The sequence below is a fragment of the Thioalkalivibrio sp. XN279 genome (genome assembly GCF_011089885.1).
Lineage (GTDB): Bacteria > Pseudomonadota > Gammaproteobacteria > Steroidobacterales > XN24 > XN24.
In genome coordinates this window covers 195,372-211,089 of record NZ_JAANBD010000023.1, presented here as the reverse complement: position 1 = coordinate 211,089, position 15,718 = coordinate 195,372, and the positions used below count along the sequence as shown (strand labels likewise).

At 64.6% G+C, this 15,718-nt stretch carries 23 protein-coding genes and 1 pseudogene; 10 read left to right on the top strand and 14 right to left on the bottom strand.

The window, feature by feature from the left end; genetic code table 11:
* Positions 1 to 183 precede the first annotated feature (183 nt).
* The 8 genes and pseudogenes from G8346_RS03985 to G8346_RS03945 all read right to left on the bottom strand — a co-directional run bounded on the left by G8346_RS03985 (position 184) and on the right by G8346_RS03945 (position 6,045).
* Positions 184 to 480 (bottom strand): hypothetical protein, encoded by a 297-nt coding sequence (locus tag G8346_RS03985; protein WP_166048457.1) that lies wholly within the window; start codon positions 478 to 480, stop codon positions 184 to 186.
* 89 nt (positions 481 to 569) lie between these two features.
* Positions 570 to 1,439 (bottom strand): NaeI family type II restriction endonuclease, encoded by an 870-nt coding sequence (locus tag G8346_RS03980; RefSeq protein ID WP_166048455.1) that lies wholly within the window; start codon positions 1,437 to 1,439, stop codon positions 570 to 572.
* Between the two features lie 27 nt (positions 1,440 to 1,466).
* Complete coding sequence (locus tag G8346_RS15070; protein ID WP_166048453.1) at positions 1,467 to 1,895, bottom strand: very short patch repair endonuclease; 429 nt, start codon at positions 1,893 to 1,895, stop codon at positions 1,467 to 1,469.
* 26 nt (positions 1,896 to 1,921) lie between these two features.
* Positions 1,922 to 2,998, bottom strand: coding sequence for a DNA cytosine methyltransferase (locus G8346_RS15065; RefSeq protein ID WP_206202571.1), 1,077 nt, complete (start codon positions 2,996 to 2,998; stop codon positions 1,922 to 1,924).
* Between the two features lie 297 nt (positions 2,999 to 3,295).
* Positions 3,296 to 3,949 (bottom strand): annotated as a pseudogene (locus G8346_RS03965) (HD domain-containing protein); the annotation flags it as partial.
* A 254-nt stretch (positions 3,950 to 4,203) separates the two neighbouring features.
* Complete coding sequence (locus G8346_RS03955; RefSeq protein WP_166048449.1) at positions 4,204 to 4,791, bottom strand: mobile mystery protein B; 588 nt, start codon at positions 4,789 to 4,791, stop codon at positions 4,204 to 4,206.
* Positions 4,788 to 5,255 (bottom strand): mobile mystery protein A, encoded by a 468-nt coding sequence (locus tag G8346_RS03950; protein WP_166048447.1) that lies wholly within the window; start codon positions 5,253 to 5,255, stop codon positions 4,788 to 4,790. The genes G8346_RS03955 and G8346_RS03950 overlap by 4 nt, the downstream gene beginning before the upstream one ends.
* A 157-nt stretch (positions 5,256 to 5,412) precedes the next feature.
* A complete protein-coding gene (locus tag G8346_RS03945) occupies positions 5,413 to 6,045 on the bottom strand; it encodes a hypothetical protein (RefSeq protein ID WP_166048445.1) in 633 nt (210 codons plus the stop codon).
* On the opposite strand from G8346_RS03945, the gene G8346_RS03940 reads away from it, so the two are divergent.
* Both G8346_RS03940 and G8346_RS03935 read left to right on the top strand, forming a co-directional pair.
* The gene (locus G8346_RS03940; RefSeq protein ID WP_166048443.1) at positions 6,029 to 6,421 is read left to right on the top strand and encodes a phospholipase D-like domain-containing protein; all 393 of its coding nucleotides are present in this window, start codon (positions 6,029 to 6,031) and stop codon (positions 6,419 to 6,421) included. The two genes, G8346_RS03945 and G8346_RS03940, sit on opposite strands and share 17 nt — an antisense overlap.
* Positions 6,422 to 6,552: 131 nt before the next feature.
* Positions 6,553 to 7,092 carry a hypothetical protein gene (locus tag G8346_RS03935; RefSeq protein WP_166048441.1) on the top strand — a complete coding sequence of 180 codons (540 nt, stop codon included), beginning with the start codon at positions 6,553 to 6,555 and terminating at the stop codon, positions 7,090 to 7,092.
* Positions 7,093 to 7,237: 145 nt separating this feature from the next.
* Here the strand turns inward: G8346_RS03935 and G8346_RS03930 are convergent, their stop codons facing one another.
* Positions 7,238 to 7,579: a HigA family addiction module antitoxin gene (locus G8346_RS03930; protein WP_370520536.1), complete on the bottom strand. Its 342-nt coding sequence runs from the start codon at positions 7,577 to 7,579 to the stop codon at positions 7,238 to 7,240.
* Positions 7,580 to 7,798: 219 nt separating this feature from the next.
* Here G8346_RS03930 and G8346_RS03925 point away from each other — a divergent pair, with 219 nt between their 5' ends.
* Positions 7,799 to 8,179, top strand: coding sequence for a transcriptional regulator (locus G8346_RS03925; RefSeq protein WP_166048437.1), 381 nt, complete (start codon positions 7,799 to 7,801; stop codon positions 8,177 to 8,179).
* Between the two features lies 1 nt (position 8,180).
* Positions 8,181 to 8,654: a YciI family protein gene (locus tag G8346_RS03920; RefSeq protein WP_166048435.1), complete on the top strand. Its 474-nt coding sequence runs from the start codon at positions 8,181 to 8,183 to the stop codon at positions 8,652 to 8,654.
* Here the strand turns inward: G8346_RS03920 and G8346_RS03915 are convergent.
* The 3 genes from G8346_RS03915 to G8346_RS03905 form a co-directional block, all read right to left on the bottom strand.
* Positions 8,651 to 8,914, bottom strand: a complete 264-nt coding sequence (locus tag G8346_RS03915; RefSeq protein ID WP_166048433.1) for a DUF2442 domain-containing protein — start codon at positions 8,912 to 8,914, stop codon at positions 8,651 to 8,653. The two genes, G8346_RS03920 and G8346_RS03915, sit on opposite strands and share 4 nt — an antisense overlap.
* Entirely contained in the window at positions 8,874 to 9,113 is a 240-nt protein-coding gene (locus G8346_RS03910) for a DUF4160 domain-containing protein (protein ID WP_166048431.1), read from the bottom strand. Before G8346_RS03910 ends, G8346_RS03915 begins: the two co-directional genes overlap by 41 nt.
* A 199-nt stretch (positions 9,114 to 9,312) precedes the next feature.
* Complete coding sequence (locus G8346_RS03905) at positions 9,313 to 9,888, bottom strand: DUF6557 family protein (protein ID WP_166048429.1); 576 nt, start codon at positions 9,886 to 9,888, stop codon at positions 9,313 to 9,315.
* A 132-nt stretch (positions 9,889 to 10,020) separates the two neighbouring features.
* Between G8346_RS03905 and G8346_RS03900 the strand changes: the two genes are divergently transcribed.
* From G8346_RS03900 to G8346_RS03880, 5 genes are all read left to right on the top strand, one after another.
* Complete coding sequence (locus tag G8346_RS03900) at positions 10,021 to 10,266, top strand: Arc family DNA-binding protein (protein ID WP_166048427.1); 246 nt, start codon at positions 10,021 to 10,023, stop codon at positions 10,264 to 10,266.
* Positions 10,263 to 10,652 carry a type II toxin-antitoxin system VapC family toxin gene (locus tag G8346_RS03895; RefSeq protein ID WP_166048425.1) on the top strand — a complete coding sequence of 130 codons (390 nt, stop codon included), beginning with the start codon at positions 10,263 to 10,265 and terminating at the stop codon, positions 10,650 to 10,652. Before G8346_RS03900 ends, G8346_RS03895 begins: the two co-directional genes overlap by 4 nt.
* A 111-nt stretch (positions 10,653 to 10,763) precedes the next feature.
* Complete coding sequence (locus G8346_RS03890) at positions 10,764 to 12,131, top strand: HNH endonuclease signature motif containing protein (protein ID WP_166048422.1); 1,368 nt, start codon at positions 10,764 to 10,766, stop codon at positions 12,129 to 12,131.
* A 41-nt stretch (positions 12,132 to 12,172) separates the two neighbouring features.
* A complete protein-coding gene (locus G8346_RS03885; RefSeq protein WP_206202569.1) occupies positions 12,173 to 12,409 on the top strand; it encodes a type II toxin-antitoxin system Phd/YefM family antitoxin in 237 nt (78 codons plus the stop codon).
* Positions 12,409 to 12,831 carry a type II toxin-antitoxin system VapC family toxin gene (locus G8346_RS03880; protein ID WP_206202568.1) on the top strand — a complete coding sequence of 141 codons (423 nt, stop codon included), beginning with the start codon at positions 12,409 to 12,411 and terminating at the stop codon, positions 12,829 to 12,831. Before G8346_RS03885 ends, G8346_RS03880 begins: the two co-directional genes overlap by 1 nt.
* An 11-nt stretch (positions 12,832 to 12,842) precedes the next feature.
* Here the strand turns inward: G8346_RS03880 and G8346_RS03875 are convergent, their stop codons facing one another.
* Both G8346_RS03875 and G8346_RS03870 read right to left on the bottom strand, forming a co-directional pair.
* Complete coding sequence (locus G8346_RS03875; protein WP_166048419.1) at positions 12,843 to 14,300, bottom strand: DUF2867 domain-containing protein; 1,458 nt, start codon at positions 14,298 to 14,300, stop codon at positions 12,843 to 12,845.
* Between the two features lie 6 nt (positions 14,301 to 14,306).
* Positions 14,307 to 14,780, bottom strand: coding sequence for a DUF427 domain-containing protein (locus tag G8346_RS03870; RefSeq protein WP_166048417.1), 474 nt, complete (start codon positions 14,778 to 14,780; stop codon positions 14,307 to 14,309).
* Between the two features lie 58 nt (positions 14,781 to 14,838).
* Between G8346_RS03870 and G8346_RS03865 the strand changes: the two genes are divergently transcribed.
* The gene (locus G8346_RS03865) at positions 14,839 to 15,684 is read left to right on the top strand and encodes a hypothetical protein (protein ID WP_166048415.1); all 846 of its coding nucleotides are present in this window, start codon (positions 14,839 to 14,841) and stop codon (positions 15,682 to 15,684) included.
* Positions 15,685 to 15,718: the final 34 nt, after the last annotated feature.

The window sequence follows — 15,718 nt, the reverse complement described above, 5'->3', positions numbered from 1 at the left end:
TATCTCCGGGTGCGCCTTTCTGGGCTTTCTAGCCCAATATCGGCCCTTGACTCAATACGTATTCCCTCAGGGCGCTGGGGCTCGGGGTTCAAACCCCACCAACCCCACCATCTCCCCCACCGCACTCTCCAGCTCCCCCGCCATTTGCCCGAGCCGTCCCGGCGCCGCCACCCTGGCCTTCTCCTACGCCTTCCGCGAAATGACATTCGCCAGCGACTGGTAGTACCAGAGGATCTCGGGCACGCGCTGCTGGAGGTCCGTGCCTGGCTTGTCGTCCACAAAGCGGCGCCAGAACTCTTCCTGCGGCTGGCCCTCGCGGACGAAGGTCCTGAGGTCGGTGAGGATCGCGCGGTAGTTGTCCTTGTGTTCGAGCATGGCGAGGTAGGCCTGCTTGCGCTCGACCCAAGGCGGCTTGGCCTCGCCGGGCGCGATCATGTCGTCGGTGCGGTGCTCGACGATCTCGGCGAAATACCCAGGCAAATGCGGCTCGAAAATGTCCGCCTCGGCTACGACTAGCCAGCGGTCGTTACTCAAAATTTCGGTGAAGCTGGGACTGAATTTGAGCAATGCTAAACGGACGAAGGCAGGTGGTCCCATCGCTCAAGCAGCTCCCGTTCGGCTTGAGTCTCTGGCTTGTAAGCGATGAACTGGTCCGGGGAACACGATGGCAGACCAAGTTCGGCGATCATTTCGCCGTGGTACTTTCCTGATAGCAAGGCGATACCCATTAGCGCCAACTCGTCCCGGGCACCGCCATTTTTGCGAAGCCTCTTCATAGGGTCTTTCTGGCGTGCTACGCCCTCGATCACTCTACGATCAATAGGCACCTTTAAGGTTGTAGTGAACAACCTGACGATGCGTTCATTAGCCGCGCGCACAGCCGGATCGGTGATGTAAATCGCTTCCGCAACGTCTTTCGTAGCCCAGAAATTGGAGGGATACGGCTCATCTTCCAAAAGCCACATGATCTGTTTCCGGCCTAGGGCGGACAAGGACCGTTTGCTGTCCTTATTCGCACCGACTGTCAAATAAGCATCGTGAGCCACGACCAAGCCAAGAGAACAAAGGAACTTCGCCTCGTTGGACCGGATAAGAATACAGGGCTTCCCAACGGCCTCGGTTGGGATCATCCAATTACTTCCGATCGTGTTTTTTATATCGACATCAACGCCGTCGACGACAAGATCGAGAACGCCCTTCCGCAGGCCGAGAAAATCTCGAAATAGGATTTCAACCCTAGTGCCTAGATAGGTCTTCTCAGTTTTCTCGATATCCGCGAGTTTCAACCGGGCGGTGCGTGGAGTATCAACGACCCCGTCTATCGCATCCCGAATCAGAACGGGAAACGCGTCTCGAAGAGCCTCTAAACCGCCCGCCCGTGCAAGGACTTCGCGCCTAATTCGATCTAGGAGTTCGAAGTCGGGATGGTCCGGACTCATGACAGATATTCCCTCTCTCTCAACCGGCTAGTTTTTTCCGGAGTGGGCCATTCTTGTCCGAACATGCTTCTCAATACGTCCCACCGTCACTGCGAGGCGCCGTCCCAGATCATGCTCCCAAACTCTAATTACGGACCAGCCGTCCCGTTGAAGTTGTCGGGTGACTCTCTTATCTCGGGCGCGGGTAGCATCGATCTTCTTCTTCCAGAAGTCTGCGTTTGTCCTCGGCAAATTCTTGTGCTTGGGACACCCGTGCCAGAAGCACCCATCGACGAACACAGCAACCTTTGAGCCTGTAAACACGATATCTGGTTTCCCAGGCAAAGGGACCTTCAACCTATACCGCAGTCCTCGACGCCAGAGTTGATGCCGAAGTCTCGTCTCGGGCGATGTATCGCAGGACCGGTTCGAGGCCATGCAGCGGCGGCGCTGATCAGGATCTAGTGAATCGACCATCCGAAATCACACGAGCAGCCAAATACTCAAGCCGCAGCCTGATCCCTTCTCTGCAGCAATTCCGCACACATGCGAGCCAGCGCTCCAGCCAACGGCGGGCAGACGGCGTTTCCAATCTGGCGCGCGATACTGATCTTCCTGCCACGGAATTCAAAGCGGTCCGGAAAGCCCATCAGCCGGGCAGCCTCTCTATGGGTTATGGGTCGATGTTGGGTTGGGTGGAGGTAACGACCCTTCTCTGGTTTAAAGAACTCCGTGCGGATTGTCACAGAGGGCCGATCCCACCAGAGGCGGCCGAACAAATCCGTGCCGCCGCTAGTCTTTCTTATCCAACACTGCGGTGTGATATCAGGCGCATTTCTCTGAAGATCGAAGCGATTCCCGCCCTCAGGAACGCATTGATAGCGGCGCAAACTTATATCCGTAGGGCTTCGACCGAAATGCAGATTATCGGGAGGCTGACAACTACGGATCTCAGTACCGACTGGGCGGCCCAAGTCCTCAATAGCGTCCCGTACTGTCCTCCATTTGGGCTGCCGGGAATCATCCGGAGGAAAATGCGTTTGTGGCGGCGGGAATAAGAGCGGCGCCTCATCAAGCCCCGTGCGCCAACCAAGCACAATCGTGCGGCGGCGCGTTTGCGGCGCACCATAATCCGCCGCGTTAAGTATTGTCGCCGCAGTGTCAAATCCCAGGGCCTTCGCTCGCGACCTTATAGCTACAAGCTCCGGCGATTTATAGAGACCCTCAACATTTTCGATAAGGAATAGACTTGCAGCTGATCTCTCTACTACATCCATGTAGGGCTCCCATAGCCCGCGACGTCGATCCCCCTCTCGGTTCTTGTTCAACAAACTAAACCCTTGACAGGGGGGACCACCGATCACGATATCGGCTAACGGAAGGGACCTGGTCTCGGAAAGCCACTTCTCGATATCGACGCAGAGTGCATGTGGTCCGAAGTTCGCCTTGTGGGTCAACACGGCGTCGGGGTCATTGTCGATGGCTAAGACCGATGTGAATTCCCCGCAGAAGCCAGGGTCGACGAATCCACAGGTCAACCCCCCTGCTCCAGAAAATAGATCAATGACCCGATACTTCATGCTTCGACCTCGTCCGCGCATTGTTGTAGACGCAAACCCGACCGCCAAGGCGCACTGTTGACCCCCGATTACCACTCAATTATGCCACGATCCTGACAGCCACTCTCGGCCCATTGGGCGCCTTTCCGGATCCACGTCAATACCACAGAAAATGGCTCGATCAAGTTAGGGAAGGGCGGTACCGAATAGCTCTATGCCATCTCAAAGTCCAATGGTGCATACCGAAATTCGGGCCCGGGCAGCCTCAGCATGCAAGTCCATGCTGTTCAGACTAACCTCGTAGAGTGCGAGACGAACTTATGACAACGGCGCTCTCAAACTGAACCCGGCATCCCCCGCAAACCCCAGAATCTCCTGCACCACACCCTGCAGGTCCGCCGCCAGCCTCCCGAGCCGTGCCGACGGAGCTACCTCGGCCTCTGCCTCGGCCTTGCGCGAAATCACGTCCGCCAGCGCCTGGTAGTACCAGAGGATCTCCGGCACGCGTCTCTCGAGGTCCGTATCCGGCTTGTCAGCCACGAAGCGGACCCAGAAATCCTCCTGCGGCCAGCCCTCGCGCTGGTACCTCCTGAGGTCCGTGACGATGGCGCGGGTGTTGTGCAGCTTGTCGGCGGCGGTGACCAGCAGGGCGCGGTAGTCGTCCTTGTGCTCGAGGCTGGCGAGGTAGGCGCGCTTGCGCTCGGGCCACGGCGGCTTCTGCTCGCCCGCGGCCGGCATCGCGTCGGTGCAGTGCTCGACGATGTCGCCGACACGGTCGCCGAAGCGCGCCCGCACGTCCCGGAGCCGCGGCGGTCCGCCGCAGTCCTCGACCACGTCGTGCAGCAGGCCGGCGATGACCAGGTCCTCGAAGTCCTCGGGGATCTCGCCGTCGCCGTCGGCGGCCGCCTCCATGACGAGGCTGGCCACGGCCATCAGGTGTGAGAGGTAGGGAATCTGCGTGCCCTTGCGGCACTGGCCCGCGGAAAGGTCCTCGGAGTCAGTCCGGGGTGGACGGTACCAGTTTGGGGGCTGGGGGGCTCAGGGGGTGAGCCTGGGCAGTGCGGCAGAACATCTCGCGGAAACGCCTGATGCAGGCGCTGGTCTCGCTCGACCAGGACGTGGAGATCGTCGTGCGGCCGGCGCCCCGCTCGCGGACGGCGGGAATTACGGTCGCTGCTTAGCCTGCTTAAGAAATTGGCGGGCGGTTGATACGTCCCGGGTTGGCGTCATGACCGCACGAATTCCAACAGCGGGACGATGTCGTGGCTGTCAGCGGCCCGGAGTGCAGCGACGTATCGCAGCCGGGTCTCGCTCACGTCAACGAGGTTCGCGCGGCCCCAACTGAAGCGTGGCTGGCCGAGCGAAGCGAGCAGGAGATCGGCGGCCAGCCGGCCGTGGCGCCCGTTGCCGTTGGGATAACAGTGAATCCAGACCAGCCTGTGATGGAAGCGTGCCGCAATCTCGTCAGCCCCGTACGTGTGATGGTCGACCCAGAAGCGGACGTCATCGAGAAGCTGGCGCAAATGCTGCGGAATAGTGGGCCAGTCGACGCCGATATTCTTGTCGCTGTGCCGGTACTGGCCCGCCCAGCGCCAGACGCGGCCGTACATCCGCCGATGCAGGTTGCTCAGGAATGATTCATCAAGCACGTTCCGCCGACGGCGAAACCCCCAGCTCTCGGCCTCCAGGATGTTGTCCTGTTCGGCTGCGTTGAGCTCGCCGCGCAACGTGATGTAGGACGGAATGATCCCCTCGCGCTCTTCCGGGCTGAGCGGCGTCTCTGCATCGTCCCGCGGGCCGAGCGGGTCGTTCATTGCTCCTCCCACAACGCGGACCCGGCCTTGTCGATCAGTTCCTGCTTCAGCCGTTTGAATTGCGCAGACTCCTCGGCCGCATCGACTGACTGTGATTCCAGCGCCATCGTGTGGCGCGTGGCTTGCAGCTGCCGGCCGGCAAGATTCGCTGCGCGCTCTTCCACGAGCTCTTCGAGCGGCTTGCGCGGCACGAGCGCGTAGACCAGGCGGCAATCCAGCGCGTGGGCCGCCCGCTCGAGCGAGGCCAGCGTGATACTGCCGCTGACTTCGCCCTTCTCCAGCGCGAGCGCGCGAACCTGGCTGACGCCAAGCCGTGCACCGAGCTGCGAGGCGGTCATGCCGAGCGCCTCGCGAATAGCCTTGACCCAGCCGCGTGGCGGGCGCGCGAGGTCTTCAGGATTTTTGATCGCGATCAGCCGCTTATCAAGCTGGCGCCGGGCCAGCACCCGGTCTTGGGCACGCATGTTACTAACCTTTAAATTAGCTTACGACCCGCGCAAACTAATACATATGTTCACTAATGGCAAGCGCAAACAAATAAATAGGTTAGTAAAGAGGGGTCGCCTCAGTCGTCCTCGAGCGTCATCCGAAGCCGGCGAATCCAGGCTCTTGACCCAGAGTCTATAGCGAACCGAGGCCGGGCATGAACAACCAGAATCTCTGGATATCCCGGAGATTTGAGCAGTCAAGGCGCCCGACCTCCCACTCCCCCAACACCGGGAATCCACCTAAACTCTGTTCATGCCCCGCCACCGTCCAACGGTGCCGCCCGTGCTGCGAACCCACTTCGCGGCTGCCTGCCTCCTGTTCCTCGCAATCACCCTGGCGGCCTGCACCTCGTCCGGCCCGGCCGACACCGCGGACGCCGAGGTGCAGGCGCTGGTCTCGCTGCAGCCGGCCGGCGCCTTCTACCGCGACGGCCACCTGCTCATCCGCTACGACTTCGACGAGGGTGAGGCCGGCCTGGTCGCGGCGTGGTCGCCGCCGGGCCCGGACGAGCCGGGCCACCACCTGCGCATGGCGGTGATGGACATCGAGACGCCGCTGCCGGCGAAGCCGGCGGAGCTCGCCGAGGACTGGGAGCCGGTGGCGCTGTTCGGCTATCCGCGCTGGCGGGCGCTGGTCACCGCGCTGCTGGAGCAGTTCGCCCCGGCCGCGGCCGGCGAGGCCACGCTGGTGGCGGTCCGCCGCGCGGATTTCGTCGTGCATCGCGCGCCGGACGGGGTCCGACAGCCAGGTGCTGGCCGAGCTCATCCGCGCGCGCCGCCGCGGCGTCGACGTGCGCATGATCCTCCCCTCCGAGGGCGACTCGAAGATCATGAACAGCGCCAACCTGGTCGCCGCACAGATGCTCATCAGCCACGGCGTGCGCGTGTTCGTCTACCCCGGCATGACCCACGCCAAGGCCGCGCTGTACGACGACTGGGCGATCATCGGCTCCGCCAACTTCGACAAGCTCAGCCTGCGCATCAACCAGGAAACCAACCTCGCCACCTCCGACCCGCGCTTCGTCGAGGCCCTCGAGCGCGAGCTGTTCGAGGTCGACTTCGCCCGCTCCACCGAGTGGACCGAGGCCGCCCCCGTCGGCTGGGGCGACTACATCGCGCGGGTGATTGCGAAGCAGTTGTAGGGCGGGACGGGCTCGTTCAGACAAACAAATTGGCAATATCCGGTAAGCGTGCCTATGTTCTTTTTACGAGCGCCTGCCGCATTCCAGGCGCGGGTGCTCGCGAGGATAAAAGAACTGCAAGGAGCACCGTCATGACCACTTTGAAGTATGGAATTCGTCTAAGCCATGCTTGGACGACCGCCGTCGCTGCGTTGCTTTTGGCTGTGCCAGTTGCGGCCGCACCACCTGGGCCACCCGCCTTGCTCGACGGCAAGGTCGAGGTCACAAACTTCCCGTTGACACAGGACGTCTTCGTGCTGAACGAGGCCTCGGAGGCGATCCCGGTCACCGTGGCTGAGCCGATCCAGGTCGACGTGGCGCGTCCGATGCCGGTGTCCGATTCCGGCACATGGGATTACGCCGGAATGAGTATTGACACGCCCATGATTGTCCACGACCTGGTCTTTTACAACGATGATACGAAGGCTTGCACGTTTACAGTGAGCTTCATTGCTGACGAGTACACGTTCCGAACGCTGCACATGGTCGAACTCGAACCGGATGAGTCGATCGAGTTTCACTATATCGCCGGGTTCGACAATGAAAGCCTGCGCTTCGGCACGACTGTCAGCGACCCTAACGACACACACTGTGTTCGTAATTGGGCCGCGTTAGGCGTCGAGAAGAACTGAGGAGACCGGCGCGACGAGAGCTTGATGCAGAAAGCCGCCCCGGGTTTTCCCGAGGTGGCTTTCTCACCGTGCAGGCTCTAAGCCGCGGAGGCCTTGCGACGCCATGGCCGGGGCGCCGCTCAGTTCGCTTGCGCGCCGAGGTCCTTCAGCGAGAGGACCGCGATAACGCAGTCGGCCGGAGCCGCGAAACCTGCCGCAGGTCAGTCTCCCGGCGGGCCTTCCACAAGTCATAAGCGCACTGCATGGCCAGCCAGCTCTCCGGCGTGCGGCCCAGGCACTTGGACAGTCGCAGCGCCATCTCGGGGCTTACGCCGCTGGCGCCGGCAAGCACCCGGCTGAGGGTCGAGGGCGCCACGCCGAGCCGTGCGGCCAGCTCTCTCCCGCTCATTCCGTGGGGAGCGAGGTAGACCTCGGTGATGAACTCGCCGGGATGCGGAGGGTTGTGCATGGCCATCAGTGGGGGCGCCCTGTGTCGGAAGGACTGGATCACGGGGCGATTGTACGGCGTTGCGCATCACGCAACAAGTCGGCGGCACTCATGGCGCCGCTAGAGTGGCCAGGACGGGACGTCATCATGATTTCAGTCTAACGGGGCACGATTGCCGTCGGAACGCCCGATATCTGTTGATTCTCGGGTTAAATACTTGGGACAGCAGCTCACCGGTGATACGCTCCGGTTATCTTCAGGTGATAACGACTACTAGCAATGAAACCCAGCGTCATCAATGTAGGCATCATCTCGCGCGACGACTACATCCGGCGCACGATGGCGATCGCCCGTGGAGAGTACAAGCCCGGTTCCGGCGAGCCTAAGGTGTGGTTCGAATCGCTGCGGTCCATGGCCGAGGCCCTGAGTCCCGACAACCAGGAGCTGCTGCGCCTCATCGCAGCAGAGAACCCGCAATCCCTTGCCGAGTTGGAGCAGCTCTCGGGTCGCAAGAAGAGCAATCTCTCGCGGACGCTCAAGATGCTCGAGGGCTACGGCATCGTATCGCTCGCCCGGAGGCAACACCGGCTCGTCCCCAAGGTCCACGCCACGGATTTCAAGGTGGAGTTCGGGGTCAACGTAGGCAATTGGAGGCCATGACATGAATGCGATCCGACTCGCGGCCCTGGCCGCATTGCTGCTGCTGGCCGGCGGTGCGCTCGCCGCAGATGCTCCCGCGCCGGAGAGCCCGGCCTTCGACGCGGCGCTGGCCGAGACGCTCGGCGCGGACGAGTACGGCATGCGCCAGTACGTGCTGGTCATCCTCAAGACCGGCCCGACGCCGGTGCCCGCCGGCGCGGCGCGCGACGAGATGTTCCGCGGCCACTTCGCCAACATGAAGCGGCTCGCGGCGGAAGGGAAGTTAGCTTTAGCAGGCCCGCTCGACGGCGTGGACGGCTGGCGCGGCCTGTTCATCCTGGCGGTCGACGACCTCGAAGAGGCCGCGGCGCTCGTCGCCACCGACCCGGTCGTCATCCACGGCGAGATGATCGCCGAGTACCACACGTACTACGGCTCGGCGGCCCTGATGCTGGTCAACGAGACCCACGAGAAGGTGGCGCGGAAGGGGTTTTAGGCTTTGCTCTTGAGCGGGAAACGCTCGGGGTGCCGGATGGTCTCCAGGCCGAGATCTACATCCAGGTCCGGCCAGTAGAGGTGCCCCGGCACAGGTTCCTCGATACGTGATACCGCATCCGCCGACGCCCCCCGGAACCACGGGAAGTCATCGAAGGGCATGAACAGCTCTTCGCCGCGCACGAGCAGCCACACGCCGTGCGGCGAGACCTGGGTCACTTCAACCGCTGAAGTGCTTGTGCCATGCGGCGATGAGTTCATCGCGGTGCTCCTCAATGATTTTCTCGCACGCTTTCAATTGTGCTCGTGATAGCCCGAAATTCCTAGCCAGCTCGAGGTCGGGCTCGAGCCAGAACTTGGCTTCGCCCGAGGAACACAACACATGCACATGCATACGTGTTTCCTCCCTCGAGAAGAAGAGGAACCGGTAACCGCGGGCGCGAAAGATCGTCGGGCTCATGCTCCATCTCGCTGTCAGTGCGAGAGTCAGTGAACCTCAGCGGTCTCTATGAAACGAGTGGTTCAATTTGTCCGCTTGACCCCGAAATGCGCTTCAATACAACAACAGCGTCTCCGCGGAGACGTTCCGCTGCAGGTGCGACGGCAAGCCGCCGGACTAAAGTGTCAGGCTATTGAGCGGGAAGCGCTCGGGGCGCCGATCAGTCCTCCATCCCCTTTCGAAGTTCCGCCATGACCTGTTCGAACGGGATAAGTTTCTCGGCCTTCTCTTCCTCCGACATGGCGTCAACCTCCGCGACCCTGCGGAGCAACTCCTGGTGGGTGTCCTGGACGGTCGCCTCGCAGAAGCCGTGAAACGTCATGTCGTACAGGCAGTGCGCTACCACATGTGCCGGCGAACGAGCGTCGAGGGTGGCCGGCTCGATGGTCATGCCAAGCCATTCGCGCCAGGGGTGAAACGCCAGGGACCATCTGGTCTGCTCGGCGCCGTGCTCGGCTCGGGCGCGCTCGTCCCAGTGGGCGAACTCCTCCAGGTCGCGGTTGCAAGTGCCATTTCGCCCGATCACCTCGAGGGCCGGTTCCTCGTCAGGTTCCAGGCGTGGTGCGCACTCGATCGCGATCCGCATGGAACTTGCTTCAGACCGCGACGCGCGAAGCTCCCGCAGGACGCGACGATATTCATCCAGTCGCGGGCGTTCGTCGGGGTAAAGCCACGCCAGCGCGGCCTTGATTTCCGTCCACCTGGTGGTGGCTGTCAGTTCTGCGAGTGTCGTCATTTCTGTGCGCCCTCACCAGTTTTCTCCCGCTGCGCCAGGCCCGGTGATCGTGCATTCTGCCGAGACTTGGGCAGCGGAATCGAAACGGATACCATATTGGCACCATTTCGGTTTCGCCCAGGGCCGCCCCCCATGAGCACGTCCATCACTTTGAAGAATATCCCCGAACCCCTGTACAGGCGAATCCGGATGGCCGCCGACCGGCATCACCGCAGCCTCAACAGCGAGATCCTTGCCCGGCTGGAGCAGGCGCTGGCGCCCCATCCCGTGGACGTCGAGGAATCGCTGCAACAGGCGCGTCGCCTGCGCGAGCGCTACACGGGCCCGCCGCTGACGCTCGATGACATCGAGGCGGCGATCGACCAGGGGCGGCGGTGATCGTCATCGACACCAATGTGATTGCTTATCTTCTCGTGCCGGGTGACCGCACGAAGGCGGCGGAGGCTTTGCGTCGCCGGGACGCGGAGTGGGCGGCGCCGCTGTTGTGGCGCAGCGAGTTTCGTAACGTGCTTGCGACGCTCATTCGCCTGGGGCGCATCGAACTGCCGATCGCACAGGCCATCCAGGAGCAAGCCGAACGGCTGCTGGCGCCACTGGAGTTCGCGGTGGATTCCGAATCGGTGCTCGCATTGGCCGCGAGCTCGGGTTGCTCGGCCTACGATTGCGAATTTGTCGCGCTGGCGGACTACCTGGATGTGCCTCTCGTCAGCGCCGACCGGAAGCTCAAGGCAAAGTTTGGCAAGCGGGTGCGACTGTTGTCGTGATCGCCTGATAACCCGGACTTTCTCGACAAAACCCATAGAAATAACCGATTGCGACTCAACGGCATCGGCGCAACAATACTGTATGTCCGAACAGTATCCGGGAGCGCCGCAATGTCCCACGCAGACCACCGCCAACCTGGTCCAGCACTGAACCCCGAGGGTTTCGCCCGCCAGGCCCGCGCGGCCGAGCTCGAGGGCGAGATCGCCTCGCTGGCTGCCCATATCAACGCCGCCACTTACCGCCTCATCGAGATGCTGCGCGAGTTCGACGAGCTCGAGGGCTGGAGCGGCTGGCCGACGGCGGCGCACTGGCTGCAGTGGCGTTGCGGCTATTCACTCGGCGCCGCGCGGGAACGGTTCCGCGTCGCGCGCGCATTGCCGGGCCTACCTCAGATCCGTGAGGCGTTCCGCGCCGGCCGGCTCTCCTTCGCCCAGGTGCGCGCTGTCATCCGCGTCGCCACGCCGGAGAACGAGTCGACCCTTTTGATGTGGGCGCGGCATTCCACGGCCTCGCAGATGGAGAGATTCGCCCGCTTGTATCGTCGCTACGGCGAGAACGCCGCGGCCATGGGCCAGCACCGCGAGCGCTCCTTCACTTCGTGGGAGGAGGACGACGGCATGGTGTCGTTCCGCGTCCGCCTCCCTGCCGAGCAGGCGGCGGTGGTGTTGCGGGCCGTCGAGGCGGCGAAGGCGTCGCTGGAAGGTCGCGACCGGGAAGATGACGTCTCCGCGGAGACGCCGCCCTCGTTCTGGGACGAGCCGCCCGCCTACCCGGACGAGGACGTCTCCGCGGAGACGCGCTGCGCGCGCCGGGCCGACGCCCTGGTGCGGGTCGCGGAGTCCTATCTCGAGCCGGACGGCCGGCCGCGATCGCTCGCGGAGAAGTACCAGGTCCACGTGCATCTCGACCTCAGGCGCGACGCGGACGGCCCGGTGCCGGATCCCGACGCGCCGGCACTGGCCGAGGAGACCGTCCGCCGGCTCGGTTGCGAGGCCGGGCTGGTGCCGGTGCTGCACGACGGCGAAGAGATCCTGTCGGTGGGGCGCAAGACGCGAGCCGTGCCGCCAGCGATCCGGCGAGCGTTGCGGCTACGCGATCGTGGCTGCCGCTTCCCGGGCTGCACGCACACCCGCCACGTCGATGCGCACCATGTGCATCACTGGGCCGACGGCGGCGAGACCAAGCTATCGAACCTGGTGGAACTCTGCAGCGCGCATCACCGGCTGCTGCACGAGGGCGGCTACGGCCTTCGCGTCACCGACGACGGCGCGCTGGTGTTCACCCGCCCGGACGGCGAACGCATCCCGGACGTGCCCCGGCCGCTGGTCCTCACGGGCGATCCGTTGGCGCTGCTCGCTGCCGGCAATCATCACCACGGCGTCTCCGCGGAGACGTTCCGCTGCAAGTGGGACGGCAAGCCGCCGGATTACGGCGCCATGGTGCGGTTGCTGGATGGGAGTTCCGGGGTGGGTGGGTGAGCAATTGCGGCCGCTGTCTCACCGGTGATACATTCGCCGGCATGAGCGAGGTAACCATACGAGACTTGCGTAACCAGGGTGGCAAAGTGCTTGAACGGGTCGAGCACGGCGAAGTGCTGACGGTGACGCGCGATGGCCGGCCTGTGGCGGAGCTTCGCCCGCTGCCGCGGCGACCGGTGCCGGTAGCGACGCTGCTGAGTCGTTGGCACGGGCTGCCGGCGGTCGATCCGGCACAGCTGCGCGCGGACCTCGACAGTCTCCTGGATTCCTCGCTGTAATGCCGGCGAACGTGATCCATGAGCGGGGCCTGCTGGACACGAGCACGGTGATCCTTTTGCCCCGATTGGCCGACCCTGCGCTGCTGCCGGCCGAGCCTTGCATTGCGGCCGTCACGCTGGCGGAGCTCTCGGTCGGACCGCTCATCGCCGCCACGGACGAAGAGCGCGCGGCGCGCCAGGCGCACCTGCAACAGGCGGAATCGGATTTCGAAGCCCTGCCCTTCGATGCCCGGGCGGCGCGTGCGTTCGCCGGGGTCGCTGCGTCCCTGCGCCGCACGGGCCGGAAGACCAGGGCGCGCGCCTACGACGCCATGATTGCGGCGACGGCGATCGCCAACGAGTTGCCCGTCTACACCTGCAACCCAGCGGACTTCGCCGGGATCGACGGGCTCGAGGTCGTGGCGGTACCCGTGCCGGCCTGAAGCAGCACCGGCTAGTCCGCCACTGCCGCCCGCTCCGCCTCCAGCGCCTCCGCCCTCCTAGCGATCTCCGCCACCGCACCATTGACCAGCGGGCTGTACAGCGGCAGGTGGCCGTACCAGTACAGCAGTCCCCAGAACCCGGCCGGGTGCCAGTAGGAACAGAGCTCGACCACGCGCTTCCCGTCGCGCTCGCGGATGTTGAACTCCTGCAGGCCCGAGCCGGGCGCGCGCATCAGCATCGACAGCGTGAGGCGCTCGTTCGGCTTCAGGCCGAGCACGCGCCAGCCGTCCACGATGTCGCCCATGCGCAGCGTGTCAGGATCGCGCCGGCCGGTGCGGAAGCTCGGTCCGCCGATGAGCCAGTCGAAGGCGCGGCGCAGCCACCACAGCGGCCGGTAGGAGAAGAAATCACCCTCGCGGCCGAACTGCTGCAGCACCTTGAACAGTGACTCGCGAGAAGCGCTGGTTTCCTTTTCGCCGCAGAACTTCTTCGCATAGAACGAGTACTGCGGGTTCCAGTCGCGGCAGGCGATAGCGCCCTCGACCCAGCGCGCCGGCGTCTGGCGGTTCTGCTCCGCCTCCAGCGTGACGGCGACGGCTTCGCGGAAGGTGAGCAGGCGCTGCGGCACGAGCTCGCGCATCTCGTGGTCTTCGCCGACGTAGTCGTGCGCCATGCCCTCGACCAGCGACATGGCCGTGGTCGGCGGCACGGAGGTGACGAAATACAGCCAGTAGCTGGAGAGCCGCGGCGTGAGCACCGGCACGGGCAGCACCAGCGGCTTCTTGCCGACGAACTCGCCGTAGATGTCCATGATCTCCTGGTAGGTGAGGACCTCCGGTCCGGCGATTTCCAGCGTGCGGTGACCTTCGAACGGCAGGTCCGCGGCGGCAATGGTGTAGGTGAGCACGTTCTCCAGCGCGATCGGCGTCGAGCGCCGGCGCACCCACTTCGGCGTGATCATGAAAGGCAGGTGGTTGACGAGGTCGCGGATGACCTCGAAGGCTGCCGAGCCGGGCCCGACGATCATGGCCGCCTGCAGCTCGATCACCTGCACCGGGCCCTCGCGCAGCGTGTCGCCGACCATCGCCCGGCCCTCCATGTGCCGGGACAGCGTCGCCTTCGGCATGATGCCGCCGAGATACACGATGCGGCGCACCCCGGCGGCCTCGCAGGCCTTGCGCGCGTTCTCCGCGGCGCGGCGCTCCACCGGGACGAAGTCGCCGCCGCTCCACATCATGTGCACGAGGTAGAACACGACGTCGGCGCCCTCGAGCACGGGCGTGAGCGTCTCGGGCTTGAGCACGTCCGCGGACCAGCATTCCACGCCCGGCCATTCGCGCGCCTCGAGCACGGCCTTGTTGCGCGCCACCGCGCGCACCTGCCAGCCGGCCTCGGCCAGGGCCGGCGCCAGGTTTGAGCCCATGTAGCCGCTCGCCCCGAGCACCACGGCGACTCTTGGCTTGTTCATCGCCGCCTACCAGCCACGCGTGCCGGGCCCGCCCTTGAACGGCCCGCGCACCCACGAAGTGATCCAGCCGCCATAGAAGTCGCCCTCCTGCGGCTGCACGCGCTCGCCGGCGACGTAGCAGGCCTCGACCCGCCCGGCGTAGAAGGACACGTGGCCCCGGATGCGTTCGTCGGTCGGCTGCGGATAGGCCCAGCACACGTCCTCGACCAGGCCATGGTCGGTGCGCAGGTGCCAGTAGCGCGCCTGCCCTTTCCACTCGCAGAAGGTGCGCGTGGCGCTGGGCTCAAGCCGGGAGAAATCGATGTCCTCCGGCGGGAAGTAGAAGCACGGCGGGTGCGAAGTCTCGAGCACCCGCAGGCCGTTCGTGGTGGCAGCCAGGATCATGCCCCCGTCTTCGACCTTGAGCGGCCAGTCGATGCGCTCGATGCGCGGCGGGCGCGGGTAGTCCCAGGCGGATTCCTGGGTGGGGAGAGGTTGCATGGCGAGCGGCTCGTTCGTGGCGGGTGCAGGGACACTATAAGCCACCTAAAATCCGCCCATGCCCGTCGACCTGCACAAGCCGCCCCACCTCATCGTCGTGCACGGCGCGCAGCGCGGCCGGGCGCGCCAGCTGCGGCACGACCGCGCGGTATCGAAGCTGGTCAACGATGCGCTGGTGGCGAGCGGCATCTCCGAGAACTACACCGTCCGCCAGTACGTCTATGAAGACCGCAAGGACCGCCACCCGACGGTGCGGCTCGGCAAGCTGGTCTCGCTGGCCATCGCCCGCGGCCGGCCGCTGGCGGGGCTGGCGCTGGCCACGGCGGTGGACCTGGTCGGCGACGTGCTGCTCAGCATCGCCGACGGCAGCACGGCGCAACAGGTGCGCGCCGGCCTCAAGGCGTCCATCCTCGAGTCGCACGCCGCCGGCCATCGCGTGCTGGTGGTGGCGCACAGCCTGGGCACGCTCTATGCGCTGCAGGCGGTCAACGAGCTGGTCAATGAGTCGCCGCAGCATTTCGCCGGCAACGACCGCCGCCTGTGGGCGACGCAGGGGCTGGTGACGCTCGGCAGCCCGCTCGGGCTGGACTTCAGGCTCTTCGGCCTGCACGTCTTCCCGCGCTTTCCGCTCAGCACCCTGCCCTCGGACTGCGAGCGCTTCCCCTGGCACAACTTCTTCAGCCGCCACGACCCCGTCGTCACCGGCCGCGTGTTCGGCGAGTGCATGGTCTGCACCGAGGCCGAGAGCCCGGTGGAGCGCCGCTACCGCCCCCATGCCGACGCCGCCGGCTGGCTGCTCAACGGCCACCACGTGCGCACCCGCACCCGCTGGCTCACCGCCCACGCCGCCTACTGGACCGCGCCGGCGGTGGGGGAACAGCTGGTGGGGATGCTTTGGGGCTGACCAGGCGCGACGCGCCTGCAACCCCCGCCCGCAT

What these genes read in the sequence shown, in the direction of transcription:
- G8346_RS15070 (WP_166048453.1), bottom strand. Translation starts at nt 1,895, where the DNA reads ATGGTCGATTCACTAGATCCTGATCAGCGCCGCCGCTGCATGGCCTCG.
- G8346_RS03910 (WP_166048431.1), bottom strand. Translation starts at nt 9,113, where the DNA reads ATGAGCCCGACGATCTTTCGCGCCCGCGGTTACCGGTTCCTCTTCTTC.
- G8346_RS03885 (WP_206202569.1), top strand. Translation starts at nt 12,173, where the DNA reads ATGAGCGAGGTAACCATACGAGACTTGCGTAACCAGGGTGGCAAAGTG.
- G8346_RS03865 (WP_166048415.1), top strand. Translation starts at nt 14,839, where the DNA reads ATGCCCGTCGACCTGCACAAGCCGCCCCACCTCATCGTCGTGCACGGC.
- G8346_RS03890 (WP_166048422.1), top strand. Translation starts at nt 10,764, where the DNA reads ATGTCCCACGCAGACCACCGCCAACCTGGTCCAGCACTGAACCCCGAG.
- G8346_RS15065 (WP_206202571.1), bottom strand. Translation starts at nt 2,998, where the DNA reads ATGAAGTATCGGGTCATTGATCTATTTTCTGGAGCAGGGGGGTTGACC.
- G8346_RS03950 (WP_166048447.1), bottom strand. Translation starts at nt 5,255, where the DNA reads ATGCGTGCCCAAGACCGGGTGCTGGCCCGGCGCCAGCTTGATAAGCGG.
- G8346_RS03925 (WP_166048437.1), top strand. Translation starts at nt 7,799, where the DNA reads ATGAAACCCAGCGTCATCAATGTAGGCATCATCTCGCGCGACGACTAC.
- G8346_RS03875 (WP_166048419.1), bottom strand. Translation starts at nt 14,300, where the DNA reads ATGAACAAGCCAAGAGTCGCCGTGGTGCTCGGGGCGAGCGGCTACATG.
- G8346_RS03880 (WP_206202568.1), top strand. Translation starts at nt 12,409, where the DNA reads ATGCCGGCGAACGTGATCCATGAGCGGGGCCTGCTGGACACGAGCACG.
- G8346_RS03945 (WP_166048445.1), bottom strand. Translation starts at nt 6,045, where the DNA reads ATGAGCTCGGCCAGCACCTGGCTGTCGGACCCCGTCCGGCGCGCGATG.
- G8346_RS03920 (WP_166048435.1), top strand. Translation starts at nt 8,181, where the DNA reads ATGAATGCGATCCGACTCGCGGCCCTGGCCGCATTGCTGCTGCTGGCC.
- G8346_RS03915 (WP_166048433.1), bottom strand. Translation starts at nt 8,914, where the DNA reads ATGAACTCATCGCCGCATGGCACAAGCACTTCAGCGGTTGAAGTGACC.
- G8346_RS03870 (WP_166048417.1), bottom strand. Translation starts at nt 14,780, where the DNA reads ATGCAACCTCTCCCCACCCAGGAATCCGCCTGGGACTACCCGCGCCCG.
- G8346_RS03935 (WP_166048441.1), top strand. Translation starts at nt 6,553, where the DNA reads ATGACCACTTTGAAGTATGGAATTCGTCTAAGCCATGCTTGGACGACC.
- G8346_RS03955 (WP_166048449.1), bottom strand. Translation starts at nt 4,791, where the DNA reads ATGAACGACCCGCTCGGCCCGCGGGACGATGCAGAGACGCCGCTCAGC.
- G8346_RS03980 (WP_166048455.1), bottom strand. Translation starts at nt 1,439, where the DNA reads ATGAGTCCGGACCATCCCGACTTCGAACTCCTAGATCGAATTAGGCGC.
- G8346_RS03905 (WP_166048429.1), bottom strand. Translation starts at nt 9,888, where the DNA reads ATGACGACACTCGCAGAACTGACAGCCACCACCAGGTGGACGGAAATC.
- G8346_RS03900 (WP_166048427.1), top strand. Translation starts at nt 10,021, where the DNA reads ATGAGCACGTCCATCACTTTGAAGAATATCCCCGAACCCCTGTACAGG.